Origin of the sequence: Arthrobacter sp. PvP023 (genome assembly GCF_017832975.1) — a bacterium.
Classification (GTDB): Bacteria; Actinomycetota; Actinomycetes; order Actinomycetales; family Micrococcaceae; genus Arthrobacter.
Genome location: NZ_JAFIBI010000001.1, coordinates 684,534 through 697,852 on the forward strand (window position 1 = coordinate 684,534; position 13,319 = coordinate 697,852).

14 protein-coding genes are annotated in these 13,319 nt (G+C 64.9%); 12 read left to right on the plus strand and 2 right to left on the minus strand.

Annotation, left to right across the window (positions count from 1 at the left end):
- The first annotated feature begins 9 nt into the window (after nt 1-9).
- From JOE31_RS03220 to JOE31_RS03265, 10 genes are all read left to right on the plus strand, one after another.
- Nucleotides 10-1,341: an extracellular solute-binding protein gene (locus JOE31_RS03220; protein WP_307864360.1), complete on the plus strand. Its 1,332-nt coding sequence runs from the start codon at nt 10-12 to the stop codon at nt 1,339-1,341.
- 67 nt (nt 1,342-1,408) lie between these two features.
- Entirely contained in the window at nt 1,409-2,317 is a 909-nt protein-coding gene (locus tag JOE31_RS03225; RefSeq protein ID WP_209742106.1) for a carbohydrate ABC transporter permease, read from the plus strand.
- Nucleotides 2,318-2,319: 2 nt separating this feature from the next.
- The gene (locus tag JOE31_RS03230; RefSeq protein WP_209742107.1) at nt 2,320-3,219 is read left to right on the plus strand and encodes a carbohydrate ABC transporter permease; all 900 of its coding nucleotides are present in this window, start codon (nt 2,320-2,322) and stop codon (nt 3,217-3,219) included.
- Between the two features lie 61 nt (nt 3,220-3,280).
- The gene (locus tag JOE31_RS03235; protein WP_209742108.1) at nt 3,281-4,816 is read left to right on the plus strand and encodes an alpha-N-arabinofuranosidase; all 1,536 of its coding nucleotides are present in this window, start codon (nt 3,281-3,283) and stop codon (nt 4,814-4,816) included.
- Nucleotides 4,817-4,901: 85 nt separating this feature from the next.
- Nucleotides 4,902-5,339: a hypothetical protein gene (locus JOE31_RS03240; protein ID WP_209742109.1), complete on the plus strand. Its 438-nt coding sequence runs from the start codon at nt 4,902-4,904 to the stop codon at nt 5,337-5,339.
- A 279-nt stretch (nt 5,340-5,618) separates the two neighbouring features.
- On the plus strand, nt 5,619-7,499 hold the full coding sequence (dnaK, locus tag JOE31_RS03245; protein ID WP_209742110.1) for a molecular chaperone DnaK: 1,881 nt from the start codon (nt 5,619-5,621) through the stop codon (nt 7,497-7,499).
- A gap of 2 nt (nt 7,500-7,501) precedes the next feature.
- A complete protein-coding gene (locus tag JOE31_RS03250; RefSeq protein ID WP_209742111.1) occupies nt 7,502-8,194 on the plus strand; it encodes a nucleotide exchange factor GrpE in 693 nt (230 codons plus the stop codon).
- Nucleotides 8,195-8,297: 103 nt separating this feature from the next.
- Complete coding sequence (locus JOE31_RS03255) at nt 8,298-9,284, plus strand: DnaJ C-terminal domain-containing protein (protein WP_209742112.1); 987 nt, start codon at nt 8,298-8,300, stop codon at nt 9,282-9,284.
- 43 nt (nt 9,285-9,327) lie between these two features.
- A complete protein-coding gene (locus tag JOE31_RS03260; protein WP_209742113.1) occupies nt 9,328-9,750 on the plus strand; it encodes a heat shock protein transcriptional repressor HspR in 423 nt (140 codons plus the stop codon).
- A gap of 108 nt (nt 9,751-9,858) precedes the next feature.
- Complete coding sequence (locus JOE31_RS03265; protein WP_209742114.1) at nt 9,859-10,692, plus strand: alpha/beta fold hydrolase; 834 nt, start codon at nt 9,859-9,861, stop codon at nt 10,690-10,692.
- A gap of 210 nt (nt 10,693-10,902) precedes the next feature.
- On the opposite strand, the gene JOE31_RS03270 is transcribed toward JOE31_RS03265, so the two are convergent.
- The gene (locus JOE31_RS03270; protein WP_209742115.1) at nt 10,903-11,169 is read right to left on the minus strand and encodes a hypothetical protein; all 267 of its coding nucleotides are present in this window, start codon (nt 11,167-11,169) and stop codon (nt 10,903-10,905) included.
- Nucleotides 11,166-11,471 carry a hypothetical protein gene (locus JOE31_RS03275; protein WP_209742116.1) on the minus strand — a complete coding sequence of 102 codons (306 nt, stop codon included), beginning with the start codon at nt 11,469-11,471 and terminating at the stop codon, nt 11,166-11,168. Before JOE31_RS03275 ends, JOE31_RS03270 begins: the two co-directional genes overlap by 4 nt.
- A 401-nt stretch (nt 11,472-11,872) precedes the next feature.
- On the opposite strand from JOE31_RS03275, the gene JOE31_RS03280 reads away from it, so the two are divergent.
- Nucleotides 11,873-12,532 carry a GAF and ANTAR domain-containing protein gene (locus tag JOE31_RS03280; RefSeq protein WP_245198939.1) on the plus strand — a complete coding sequence of 220 codons (660 nt, stop codon included), beginning with the start codon at nt 11,873-11,875 and terminating at the stop codon, nt 12,530-12,532.
- A gap of 33 nt (nt 12,533-12,565) precedes the next feature.
- Entirely contained in the window at nt 12,566-13,279 is a 714-nt protein-coding gene (locus JOE31_RS03285) for a GAF and ANTAR domain-containing protein (RefSeq protein WP_209742118.1), read from the plus strand.
- Nucleotides 13,280-13,319 lie beyond the last annotated feature (40 nt).

Here is a 13,319-nt window from a genome sequence, read left to right on the forward strand (position 1 = left end):
GGAGTGACGGTGAAGCAAGTTGATTCACGCCCGATGCAGATGACACGCAGGCAATTGCTGCTCGGAGGCGGTGTGCTCGCAGGCAGCCTTTCGCTCGGCGCGAGCCTGACTGGCTGCGGGGGCGCGGCCCAGGCGGCGGCTAACGATATCCGGTTCTGGCACCTGCTCTCCGGCGGGGACGGCATCAAAATGATGGCCATGATCGACAAAGTCAACGCGGACCACCCTGACTTCAGGATCAAACCCACCGTGCTCGCGTGGGGTGCGCCGTATTACACGAAACTGGCCATGGCCTCCGCGGGCGGTCGGCCGCCGGAGGTGGCCGTGATGCATGCGGCCCGTGTGCCCGGCTACGCTCCCGGCGGACTGCTGGACGCCTGGGACCTGGACCTTTTGGCCGAGTTCGGCGTGCGTCCGGAGGACTTCGGCCCGAGAATCTGGGAGAAGAGCCAGTTCAATGGCCAGGTATTTTCACTGGCGCTGGACTCGCACCCGTTCGTGATGCTCTATAACACCGAGCTGGCCGACAAGGCCGGAGTGCTGGGAAAGGACGGCCGGCTGGCCGGGATCTCCTCGCCGTCGCAGTTCCTCGAGGTCAGCCGCGAACTGCAGCGGGTCACCGGCAAACACGGGCTCTCCTACGGGTACCTGGGCGACGGCGCGCAGATGTGGCGCCTGTTCTATACCCTCTACCGCCAGCACGGCGCTGACTTCGTCCTGGATCCCGGCAAGCCGGCGCAGGTGGAGCGGGACGTGGCCATCGACTGCCTGGAATTCATCACGTCACTGCTGGACAACACCATTTCCACCAAAAGCGGCGACGGCGGCACGGCCATCGCGGAGTTCGCCAGCCAGGGTTCGGGGCTACTTTTCACCGGCGTCTGGGAGTTGCCCACCATGAAGACAGCAGGCGTTCCGCTCGGTGCCAGCACCATTCCCACCCTTTTCGGAACGCCGGCGGCCTTTGCCGACTCCCACTCGTTCGTGCTCCCGCACCAGGTCACGCTGGACGAGACCAAACGCCGCGGCGTGTACCAGTTCGTCGCGTCGATGCTGAAGGGCTCCCTGAGCTGGGCGGAGGCCGGCCATATTCCGGCCTACCAGCCGGTGGTGAAGTCCAAGGAGTACGCAGCGCTGACCCCGCAGGCGGACTACGCGCACGCAGCAGACATCATCAACTACGACCCCGAAGCCTGGTTCACCGGTTCCGGGTCAGACTTCCAGGGCTATTTCGCCGAAAACGTCCAGAACGTGTTCCTTGGACGGGACAAGGCCGCGGACGGCTGGGATGCCTTCATGAAGCGCATTAACACGGTTCTCGCGATGCCGAACCCGGTGTGAGCACCAGACCCGGCGCGGCAGCCGAACCCCGTTTGAGCACCAACCCGCCTGTGACAAAGGAGTCCCCATGAGCACCGCCCGCACCATAGCGCCCGCCGCGAGATCCCAGCGATCCAGGCGTGACAATATCCACGGCTGGGCTTTCTCTGCCCCGTTCCTCGTCTTCTTCCTGATGTTCCTGGTCTGGCCCATGATTTCCGGCGCCGTCATGAGCCTCACCGGTAAGTCCCTCACCGGGGCCAACAGCGGGTTCATCGGCCTGGCCAACTACACCGAGGCGTTCGCCGACTCGGACATGTGGCGCTCGCTGGGGAACACCCTGTACTTCACGCTGATCAGCACCGTGCCCCTCGTGGTCATCGCCCTGGCGCTGGCAGCAATCGTCAACATGGGCCTGCCGGCGCAGTGGCTGTGGCGGCTCTCCTTCTTTTCCCCGTTCCTGCTGGCCTCCACCGTGGTGTCGCTCTTCTTCGCCTGGATGTACAACCCGGAGCTCGGCCTCTTCAATGATCTGCTCGCCAAGCTGGGGATACCGCCCGTGGCCTGGCTGAACGATCCAGCCGTGGCGATGTGGGCCATCGTGATTGCGACCGTGTGGTGGACCGTGGGCTTCAACTTCCTGCTGTACCTGGCGGCGCTGCAGAACATCCCGCAGCAGCACTACGAGGCCGCCTCGCTCGACGGCGCCGGCGGCTGGCGCCAGTTCTTCTCCATCAGCCTTCCCCAGCTGGGCCCCACCACGGTGATGATCGTCATCCTGCAGATCCTCGCGTCCCTGAAGGTCTTTGACCAGATTTACCAGATGACCGAGGGCGGGCCGGGCGGGGCGACCCGTTCCATCGTCCAGTACGTCTTCGAGGCCGGATTCACGGGCTACCGGCTGGGCTATTCGGCAGCCATTTCCTACATCTTCTTCGGCCTGATCCTGGTCATTGCGCTGGCCCAGGTCTTCATTACACGGAAAAGGAGCGCCTAGCCATGGCCACCACCACACTTTCCAAGCCTGCACTCCAGCCCAAGGGGTCCGCCGGGGCGGCGCCAAACAGGCGCCCGAAGACGCCGCTGTCCCGCATCCTGGCCACCGTCATCGTGTCGGTCCTCGCGGTAGCGTGGCTGGTGCCCTTTGCCTGGGCAACAGCTACCGCGCTGAAGAGCGAAACGGATGCCGCGTCAACCCCCATCAGCTGGATACCGGCGTCGGGCTTCACGCTCGATGCCTTTGCCAAAGTGCTGCAGAGCGGCAACATTCCCACCTGGACGCTCAACTCGCTATTCACGTCCGCGGCGATCACCGCCATCACGCTGGTGATTTCCGCGTCCGTGGCCTACGCCATTTCGCGGATCGATTTCCGCGGCAAGAGGATGCTGATGGGAGTGATCGTGGCCTCCATCATCATTCCGCCGCCGGTCCTCATCATCCCGCTGTTCCAGCAGATGCAGTCGCTGAACCTGATCGACACGTACTGGGCGCTGATCCTGCCGCAGGTGATCCACTCGCCGATGGTGTTCGTGCTCAAGAAGTTCTTTGACCAGATCCCGCGGGAGCTCGAGGAGGCGGCGCTGATGGACGGCGCCGGAAGGCTGCGGATCTTCACCACGATCGTGCTGCCGCTGTCCCGGCCCATCCTGGCCGCCGTGGCCATCTTCGTGTTCATCGGGGCCTGGAACAACTTCCTCTGGCCGTTCATCGCCACCAACGAGAGCTCGCTGCTCACCCTGCCGGTGGGCCTGCAGACCATCAAGAGCGCCTACGGCATCCAGTACGCCCAGAACATGGCGTCCGCGCTGCTGGCTGCGCTGCCGCTGATCGTGGTGTTCCTGTTCTTCCAGCGCCAGATCATTAGGGGCGTGGCCACCACCGGCCTCGCCGGCACCTAGTCCCGGCACCCCGTCCGACCGCTGCAACACCCACCAACCCTCACCAGGACTGGAGTAAAAAATGTCCCGCGCACGCATCACCATTGACCGCGACTTCACCGTAGGTGACGTTCCCCGCCGCATCTTCGGATCCTTTGTCGAACACATGGGCCGCTGTGTCTACACAGGCATCTACGAACCGGGCCATCCCCGGGCCGACGAGCGCGGCTTCCGCCGCGACGTCCTGGACCTCGTCAAGGAGCTCGGCGCCACGGTGGTCCGGTATCCCGGCGGCAACTTCGTCTCCGGCTACAACTGGGAGGACGGCGTCGGACCCGTGGCGGAGCGGCCGCGCCGGCTCGACGGCGCCTGGCACACGCTGGAAACGAACGCCTTCGGCCTGCACGAATTCGTGGACTGGTCCCGTGAAGCCGGGGTGGAGGTCATGGAAGCGGTCAACCTCGGCACCCGCGGCGTGGATGCCGCCCGCGAACTCGTGGAATACGCCAACATTCCGTCCGGCACACGGCTGTCCGACCTGCGCCGCAAGAACGGCCATGAGGATCCGTTCAACATCAAGCTGTGGTGCCTGGGCAACGAGATGGACGGTCCCTGGCAGATCGGGCACAAAACTGCGGAGGAATACGGCAGGCTGGCGCAGGAAGCCGCCAAGGCCATGCGCTTCGTGGACCCGGACATCGAACTCGTGGCCTGCGGCAGCTCCAACTCGGGCATGCCCACCTTCGGCGCCTGGGAACAGACCGTCCTGACCCACGCTTACGAGCAGGTGGACTACGTCTCGCTGCACGCCTACTACCAGGAGCACGACGGCGACGCCGGCAGTTTCCTGGCCAGTGCCGTGGACATGGACTACTTCATCGAATCCGTGATCGCCACCGCGGACGCCGTCCGGGCCAAGGGCAAGCACAAAAAACACATCAACCTCTCCTTCGACGAATGGAACGTCTGGTACACCCGTCCCGGCGATGCCGACAGCCCCGCCGAAGTGGGCAGGCACGGCTGGCGCGAGCACCCCCGCGTCATTGAGGACAAATACAACGTGACAGACGCGGTGGTCGTCGGGACCTTCCTGAATTCCCTGCTCCGGCACGGTGACCGGGTCAAGATCGCCAACCAGGCGCAGCTGATCAACGTGATTGCCCCCATCCTCAGCGAAGAAAACGGCCCGGCGTGGAAACAGACCATCTTCCATCCGTTCGCCCGCATGGCCGAGCTGGCGCACGGGCAGATCCTGCGGCTCGCGGTCGACTCCGACAAGTACAGCAACGCAAAATTCGGCGACGCCGACCTGGTGGACGTCAGCGCCACCTGGAACGAGGAAACCGGGCGCATCGCCTTGTTCCTCGCCAACCGCGGGCTGGAGGAAGCCGCCGACGTCGAGGTGGTCCTCCGCGGCTTCGATGCCCGGAAGGTGGTCCGGGCCGACGTGCTGCGGATACCCGACGGCGCGGACCGGTTCATTACCAACACGCAGGACAACCCCCATGCCGTGGGCCTCACCCCGCTCGAAGGTGTCAAGGCTGCCGGCGGTGAAGTCCGCGCGAGCCTGCCCGCGCTGTCCTGGGCGGCAATCGAACTGGAGGTCGTGCGCAACTGAGTTCCCCCTGTTGGAGCGCCGGGCGGATGGATAGACTGCCCCTGCACCCGTCCGGGCGCCCGATGCTTCCAGGAGGGAACCGTCAGTGTCAGAGAACAGTGAAAAGCCACAGAACAGCGAAAAGCCACAGAACAGCGAAAAACCACAGAACAGCGAAAACGAAGCGGGACAACAGCGCAGCACCGAACCGGGGCCTGCAGCCGAAGGTGACAGTGGCCAGTACGTCGACGGCGACTACGGCAAGGCCGGGCTTGCGCATGAGGCCGAAGCTGCAACCGGCGACGGCGAATATCCCGAAGGCGATTACGGAACCGCCGGGGAAGTCGAGGAACCTGCCGGCGCCGTGGAAGGCGAGTACGAAGCCGGCGACTACGGCAAGGCCGGCACGGCCGGGGAGAACCTGGTGACTCTGGAGGAAGCCGAGTACCCGGACGGCGACTACGGCAAAGCCGGCACTGCCGGTCCGCCCCCCGGTACTGCCGGCCCGGCGGATACTGCCGAGGAGACCGGCGACATTCCCTGACAGCCCTGACCGGCGGCCGGCTGACCCCGGCCGCCGGTTTCACGCACAGCGAAACCTCAGCCATGCCGCCGCAATATCCGGCGGAAATCCGCGCATTTTCGACCCTAGCAGTGCTCCTTGTACTCCCACATCCAGCTGGCGATCCAGTGAGTTGAGCCTAGTTGACTCAACTTTGGATTGACTTAAATCCCGCCCTGAGTAGAGTTGAGTGTAGATCGCTCAATCAGTGGGCGTGCCTGAATCTCGACCAGCGTTTCCAAGGAAAGAAGGAAGCAACACATGTCACGTGCAGTAGGTATCGACCTCGGAACCACTAACTCCGTCGTCTCCGTTCTCGAAGGTGGCGAGCCCACCGTTATTGCCAACGCCGAGGGTGGCCGCACCACGCCGTCCGTCGTTGCGTTCTCCAAGTCCGGCGAAGTCCTGGTCGGCGAGATCGCCAAGCGCCAGGCCGTCAACAACATCGATCGCACCATCGCCTCCGTCAAGCGCCACATGGGCACTGACTGGAACGTCGCCATCGATGACAAGAAGTACACCGCGCAGGAAATCTCCGCGCGCATCCTGATGAAGCTGAAGAACGACGCCGAGTCCTACCTCGGCGAAAAGGTCACCGACGCCGTGGTCACCGTTCCCGCGTACTTCAACGACGCGCAGCGCCAGGCCACCAAGGAAGCCGGCGAAATCGCAGGCCTCAACGTCCTCCGCATTGTCAACGAGCCCACTGCTGCGGCCCTGGCCTACGGCCTGGACAAGGGCAAGGAAGATGAACTCATCCTCGTCTTCGACCTCGGCGGCGGAACCTTCGATGTCTCCCTGCTGGAAGTCGGCAAGGACGAAGACAACTTCTCCACCATCCAGGTGCGCTCCACCGCCGGTGACAACCACCTCGGCGGCGACGACTGGGACCAGCGCGTAGTCAACTACCTGCTGAACCAGCTCAAGGTCAAGGGCATCGACCTCTCCAAGGACAAGATCGCCCTGCAGCGCCTCCGTGAAGCCGCCGAGCAGGCCAAGAAGGAGCTGTCCTCCTCCACGAGCACCAATGTCTCCCTCCAGTACCTCTCCGTCACCCCCGACGGCCCGGTCCACCTGGACGAGCAGCTGACCCGTGCCAAGTTCCAGGACCTCACCAAGGACCTCCTGGACCGCACCAAGAAGCCGTTCCAGGACGTCATCAAGGAAGCCGGCATCAAGCTCTCCGAGATCGACCACATCGTGCTCGTGGGCGGTTCCACCCGCATGCCCGCCGTGTACGAGCTCGTCAAGGAACTCGCCGGCGGCAAGGAGCCCAACAAGGGCGTCAACCCGGATGAGGTCGTCGCCGTCGGCGCCGCGCTGCAGGCCGGTGTCCTGAAGGGCGAGCGCAAGGACGTGCTGCTGATCGACGTCACCCCGCTGTCCCTCGGCATCGAAACCAAGGGCGGTGTCATGACGCACCTGATCGAGCGCAACACGGCCATCCCCACCAAGCGGTCCGAGACCTTCACCACGGCTGACGACAACCAGCCGTCCGTGGCCATCCAGGTCTTCCAGGGCGAGCGCGAGTTCACCCGCGACAACAAGCCGCTGGGCACGTTCGAGCTGACCGGCATCGCTCCGGCTCCGCGGGGTGTCCCGCAGGTCGAGGTCACCTTCGACATCGACGCCAACGGCATCGTCCACGTCTCGGCGAAGGACAAGGGCACCGGCAAGGAACAGTCCATGACCATCACCGGCGGCACCGCGCTCTCCAAGGAAGACATTGACCGCATGGTCAAGGATGCCGAGGAGCACGCAGCCGAGGACAAGGCCCGCCGCGAGGCAACCGACACCCGCAACACCGCCGAGCAGCTCGCCTACTCCGTGGACAAGCTGATCGCGGACAACGCCGACAAGCTGCCTGAAGAGGTCAAGACCGAGGTCCAGGCCGACGTCGACGCCCTCAAGAAGGCCCTCGAAGGCACCGATGACGCCGCCGTGAAGACCGCGTTTGAGAAGCTGCAGGCTTCCCAGAGCAAGCTCGGCGAAGCCATCTACGCACAGGCCGGTTCGCCGGACGGTGCCACGGGTACCGCAGGCGCAGAGGGTGCCGCGGGCTCCGAAGGTGCCAAGGCTGGCTCTGCTTCCGATGAGGACATTGTCGACGCCGAGATCGTTGACGAAGACGAGAAGAAGTAATCATGCCGCATCACGGTAACGAGGAAGAGCACAACTCTTCCGCAAGCCAGCAGCACGAGCGCGACAGCCGGGAAGACGAGCGCCAGGAGAACGAGCCGCAGAAACCGGTGATCCACGACAACCGCAAGGTTGATCCGAAGACCGGCCAGGCCCGCCACCCTGACCAGGAACACGCACCCGCGGGGAACACCGGTTCCGGGGACGCACTGTCCCAGGCCGAGGACATCCTCAACAGCGTTGAGGTTCCGGCCGAGGAATCGGTGGCCCAGGGCGTAGGCGCCGAGGAGGCGGAGGAACTCAGGAACGATCTCCGCCGCCTGCAGGCCGAATACGTCAACTACCGCAAGCGCGTGGAACGCGACCGTGCCGTGGCAGGGGAGATGGCCGTCATCGGCGTCCTGAACTCGCTGCTTCCGGTGCTGGACGACGTCGACGCCGCCCGCCAGCACGGCGACCTGGCCGACGGCCCGTTCGCCGCGATCGCCGCCAAGCTGGAGAGCGCGCTGAAGACCTACGGCCTGGTGCGCATCGATGAGACCGGCGTGGAGTTCGATCCCACGATCCACGAGGCCCTCATCCAGCAGCCCGGCCAGGATGTCGAAATCGACACCGTCAGCCAGGTTCTGCGCTCCGGCTACAAGTCCGGCGAGCGGGTCCTCCGCGCGGCACAGGTTATCGTCGCAGTTCCGGCGTAGTAACCAACGACAGACGGATGAGGGGGCCCCGCCCCCTCATCCGTTCGTCGCTCAGCGGTAATCTCGCCTTAACGCTTTTTTGTACTTTTGAAAGGAAACGCCATTGGCTAGCCAGGACTGGGTCGACAAGGACTTCTACAAGATCCTTGGAGTCGCCAAGGACGCTTCCGACGCCGATATCAAGAAGGCTTACCGGAAGCTTGCGCGGCAGCACCACCCGGACACCAATGCGGGGAATGTTGCGTCGGAGAAGAAGTTCAAGGACATCTCCGAGGCGTACTCCGTGCTCTCGGATCCGGATGAGCGCCAGCAGTATGATGCCATCCGCGCCATGGGCGGCGGTGCGCGGTTCGCTCCGGGCGGCGGGGGCGGTGCAGCTGGCGGTGCGGGCTTCGAGGACCTCTTCGGCGGCCTCTTCACCGGCGGCGGCGGACGCCACTCCGGGGGCTACAGCACCTCCGGCGGCATTCCGCCAGAGTTCGCCGACCTCTTTGGCGGACAGTTCGGCGGACCCGGTTCCGGTGCCGGGTTCCAGCGCGCCCCGCAGAAGGGCGCCGACCGTACTGCCACCACCACCATTTCCTTCGCCGGTTCCATCCGCGGCACCACCATCGGCCTGCGCGAGCCGGACGGCGATGTGATCGACGTCCGAGTCCCGGCCGGGATCAAGGACGGGCAGAAGGTCCGCGTGCGCGGCAAAGGACAGTACGGCCCGGCGGGCAACGGCGACCTGATGGTCACCGTCAACGTCAAGGGCCATGACTTCTACACGCGCGACGGCGACAATCTCCGCATCCATGTTCCGGTCACCTTCCCGGAAGCTGCGCTGGGTGCCGACATTGAAGTACCCACGATCGACGGCGAGAAGGTCAAGGTCCGTGTCCCGGCAGGGACGCCGTCCGGCCGGACGCTGCGCGTCAAGGGCCGCGGGGTGAAGCACGCGAAGGCCACCGGCGACCTGCTGGTGACTATCGACGTCGTGGTTCCGCAGAAGCTGACCAAGGAAGCGGAGGAAGCCGTGAAGGCGTTCGCCGCGGCCACCGACGGCCAGGACGTGCGGGCGGGACTGGCAGCCAAGGCACGCCTCTAGGAAAAGCACGTGCACGGACTGGGACTAGCGGGAGGAGCCGGCCATGGACATTGATTTCGATCAGCCGATCTTCGTGATCTCTGTGGCTGCGGAGCTGGCGGACATGCACCCGCAGACGTTGCGGCAGTATGACCGCCTGGGCATCGTCTCGCCCAGCCGCGCGCCCGGCAAATCCCGGCGGTACTCCCAGCGGGACGTCAATGTGCTTCGCGAGGTGCAGCGGCTCTCCCACGAAGGGGTGTCGCTGGAGGGCATCAAACGCATCCTCCAGCTGGAAAACCAAGTGGCTGCACTGCAGCGCCGGGTGACCGAACTGACCGAGGAACTCGGCCGCCGCCGCAGCCCGCTGGATTCGCGCATTTTCGCGGCCGGAGCAGCCGGCGACGTGGTGAGCCTGGCCCGTGGCCAGCGTCCCCGCGCCCGCTCCCAGGCCGTGGTGGTGTGGCGGCCCCGCCCCACTGAGTGACCGCGGGCGGGAGCGCGCTGTTGTTCTTGACAGCTCCGGGATGCCGGAACAGAGTGGATGGTTACGCCTGTTCACTGCCAGTCTTCACTGTCCCGGAAGGAACGCCTCATGGCCTTTGTCTCTGTTGGAAAAGAAAACAGCACCACCGTTGAGCTCTACTACGAGGACCACGGGCAGGGACAGCCGGTGGTCCTCATCCACGGTTACCCGCTGGACGGCGCATCGTGGGAACGGCAGACCAGCGCGCTGCTCGAGGCTGGCTACCGGGTCATCACCTATGACCGCCGCGGCTTCGGCAAGTCCAGCCAGCCCACCGAGGGCTACGACTACGACACCTTTGCCGCCGACCTTAACACCCTGCTCACCGAGCTCGATCTGGCCGATGCCGTGCTGGTGGGCTTCTCGATGGGCACCGGCGAGGTGGCCCGCTACCTCAGCACCTACGGCTCGGACCGGGTTTCCAAGGCCGTGTTCCTCGGCTCCCTCGAGCCGTTCCTGCTGAAGACGGAAGACAACCCCGACGGCGTTCCCCAGGACGTGTTCGACGGCCTGCTGAGTGCAGTGAAGGAAGACCGCTACGCGTTCTTCACGGAGTTTTTCAAGAACTTCTTCAACACCGACGACACCCTGGGCAGCCGCCTCAGCGAAGAAGCGCTGCGTGCCAACTGGGCCACTGCCAGCAAGTCCTCCGCGCACGCCTCCGTGGCCGCCCAGCCCACCTGGCTGACCGACTTCCGCGCCGATATCCCGAAGATCGATGTCCCTTCGCTCATCGTCCATGGAACCGCGGACAACATCCTGCCCATTGACGTGGCCGGCCGCCGGTTCAAGGATGCACTGCCCAACGCAGACTACGTGGAGATCGAGGGGGCGCCGCACGGGATGTGCTGGACCCACGCAAAGGAAATCAACGAGGCACTCCTGGCCTTCCTGAAGAAGTAGGAGCCGGGTCCCCTGAAGGATTTGTGCCGCCGTCAGTCAACAACAAGATGACGGCGGCACATTTCGCACATCGGCTTTGCCTTGAACGCCGCGGACAGCTAGTACGTGCTCGCGGCCGGACGCGTCAGTTCCCGGGGCAGCGGCGGAGCGGAATCCGCCGCGCAAGTGGGTGACGCGATGCTGATCTGACCGAAACAGGCAGGGGGTGAGCTAGCTTGAACTGACGGCGTCGCCCCGGGCGCTGCCCGCGCTCACAGACGGGCCCTGGCGCTCGTGCGTCTGACCGAAGGGAACGTCCGCGCTGACGGCTACCGTGAACGTGGTGTGGCCCAGCCGTGTCACCAGGATGCCGGATGTGCCCTCTTCCATGGCGTGCTGCCGTGCCTGCTCCACCGCCGCGTTCAACTCCGCATCAAGGAGGTGCGGGTCAGTTGCTTCGACAAAAAAGGTCCGGCCGGCCTCGATAGTGCTGATCATCCTGCGGTTCCTGTCTTCGGTTCTTGGTTCGATTCGATGGTGGCGTCCCGGTCAACGTCAGAGATCGCGCGAAATATCCGCTCCTGCGTCGCCAGTTCGATGCCGAGCGCCGTCGCGGCGATATCCTCGAGGGCCCCGTGCATCCAGTCCGTGGCGGCCCGGTTGTCCGGATGCAACGGGTCCTGGAGGGACGGGTCGGAACGCAGGAGCGAGTAGCGCGCCACTTTTGCCTTCAGCTGCCCCACGAGGTCCTCGATCTCCGTCAATAGCTCGTCACGCCAGCTTTCGGAATCGTACGGCATCGTGGTTTGCCTTGCCTCGGAGGAACTTCGGTTCAGGCTCAAATCGGGCCGGCGCCAGTTGCTGGCGGACATGGCAGCCCTCAACAACTCGCCATGGTCCGGGGATGCCGTATTAGTGAGCGATACTTCTAGGAATTGACGGCCGCGCATCGGATGGACTCCTCCTGGGTAGTTCGCCGACAATGGGCGCTACCGGGGTCCGGGGCAACACTTAAGTATATCCGGCCTGGCAAGGGGTGAACAGGGCCGGGGGCCACCGGACTGGCCAGGGGCAGGCATAAACTGTAGGAACAGCAGTTAATGCATGGAAGGTGCCGGTCCTATGGTTCAAGCGACGTCCTTCCGTGGCCCGGAAGCGGCTGGCGCGACGTGGTCCAGCCATGGTTGAAGGCTCCTGCTCGATGACCGAAGGGCTGGACGGGGGCCTCTGCACCGGGTTCCTGGAATCGCTGCCAGTCTCCGGAGCATCGATTTCCGTCTTTTCCTGTCTGGCTCCGGAAACGATGGTCTGTGCCAGCAACACGGTGTCGGCGAGGATTGACGAGCTCCAGTTCGACCTGGGCGAGGGCCCGCGCTGGGAGGCGCTGGGAACCCGGATGCCGGTCCTCCTTCCCTACGTGCGCTCGGGTTCCCACCCGGACTGGCCCGTCTTTGCCGAAGCCCTGCGGGACCTTGATGTTTCAGCGCTCTTTGTGTTCCCCCTGGTGCTTGGTGCCATAGACATCGGCGTGGTGGAACTGTACAGCTCCGATGCCGGCCCGCTGAGTCCGGCAGACCACTCGACGGCATTGCGGCTGGCCGATGCCGCGACGTGGCAGCTGCTCCGTCAGCTCCTCACCCTGACCCCGGGAGACGGGACAGACGCGCCGCCTGACGGCTCGCCGCTCTCCCGGCGCGAAGTGCACCAGGCCACGGGAATGATCCTCGCCCAGACCGGGGCCTCCGCCACAGACGCGCTGGTGATGCTGCGGGCGCACGCGTTCGCGCAGGGCCGCACGGTCCGCGACGTGGCCCGCGACGTCGTCGCCAAAACCCTTGACTTCACCCCGAATGACGGGTGAACGGCGAACCTTGACGTGCAGTAGAATCCCTTCATGGCGATGATGAGCCGCGCCGGGCGCGTGAGTGCCGCGTTCGTCAAAATAGCGGACACCCTGGTGGCGGATTACGACGTTTTCGACCTCCTGCACACCCTGGTGGAGGAATCCGTGGGAATACTCGACGCCGCCGCTGCCGGGCTGGTGCTGGTGGACCCGGCCGGAGATCTGCAGGTGATGGCTTCCACGAGCGAGGAGAGCCAGCTGGTGGAGGTGCTCCAGCTGGAGTCCGGCGCGGGTCCGTGCGTGGACTGCTACCGCACCGGCGCTGTTGTGGCCGTTGACGACATTGCGGCGGACGGATCCCGCTGGCCGCTGTTCCAGGAGTCCGCCCTGGCCCAGGGCTTCCGGTCCCTGCACGCCGTCCCGATGCGCCTGCGCAGCCGGACCATCGGTGCCATGAACCTCTTCGGCCGTGAGACCGGCCCCCTCAGCGCGGACGACGCAGCCATTGCGCAGGCGTTTGCCGACGTCGCCACCATCACCCTCCTGCAGGAACGTGCCGCGAGGGAAAGCGCCATCATCAATGAACAGCTGCAGCGCGCGCTGAACAGCCGCATCCAGATTGAACAGGCGAAGGGCGTCATCTCGCACACCGCCAACGTGGACATGAACCGGGCTTTTTCGATGCTGCGCGATTATGCGCGTGCCCACAACCAGACCATTTACGATACGGCCGCAGAAGTCATAGGCCGCAAGATCACGCTCTGACGAGGATCACCCCGGCTAACGGCATCCGGCGAGGCCGGAC

Coding starts and splice junctions, on each gene's coding strand:
- JOE31_RS03250 (WP_209742111.1), top strand. CDS start 7,502: ATGCCGCATCACGGTAACGAGGAAGAGCACAACTCTTCCGCAAGCCAG.
- dnaK (WP_209742110.1), top strand. CDS start 5,619: ATGTCACGTGCAGTAGGTATCGACCTCGGAACCACTAACTCCGTCGTC.
- JOE31_RS03275 (WP_209742116.1), bottom strand. CDS start 11,471: ATGCCGTACGATTCCGAAAGCTGGCGTGACGAGCTATTGACGGAGATC.
- JOE31_RS03225 (WP_209742106.1), top strand. CDS start 1,409: ATGAGCACCGCCCGCACCATAGCGCCCGCCGCGAGATCCCAGCGATCC.
- JOE31_RS03230 (WP_209742107.1), top strand. CDS start 2,320: ATGGCCACCACCACACTTTCCAAGCCTGCACTCCAGCCCAAGGGGTCC.
- JOE31_RS03285 (WP_209742118.1), top strand. CDS start 12,566: ATGGCGATGATGAGCCGCGCCGGGCGCGTGAGTGCCGCGTTCGTCAAA.
- JOE31_RS03260 (WP_209742113.1), top strand. CDS start 9,328: ATGGACATTGATTTCGATCAGCCGATCTTCGTGATCTCTGTGGCTGCG.
- JOE31_RS03280 (WP_245198939.1), top strand. CDS start 11,873: ATGACCGAAGGGCTGGACGGGGGCCTCTGCACCGGGTTCCTGGAATCG.
- JOE31_RS03270 (WP_209742115.1), bottom strand. CDS start 11,169: ATGATCAGCACTATCGAGGCCGGCCGGACCTTTTTTGTCGAAGCAACT.
- JOE31_RS03265 (WP_209742114.1), top strand. CDS start 9,859: ATGGCCTTTGTCTCTGTTGGAAAAGAAAACAGCACCACCGTTGAGCTC.
- JOE31_RS03235 (WP_209742108.1), top strand. CDS start 3,281: ATGTCCCGCGCACGCATCACCATTGACCGCGACTTCACCGTAGGTGAC.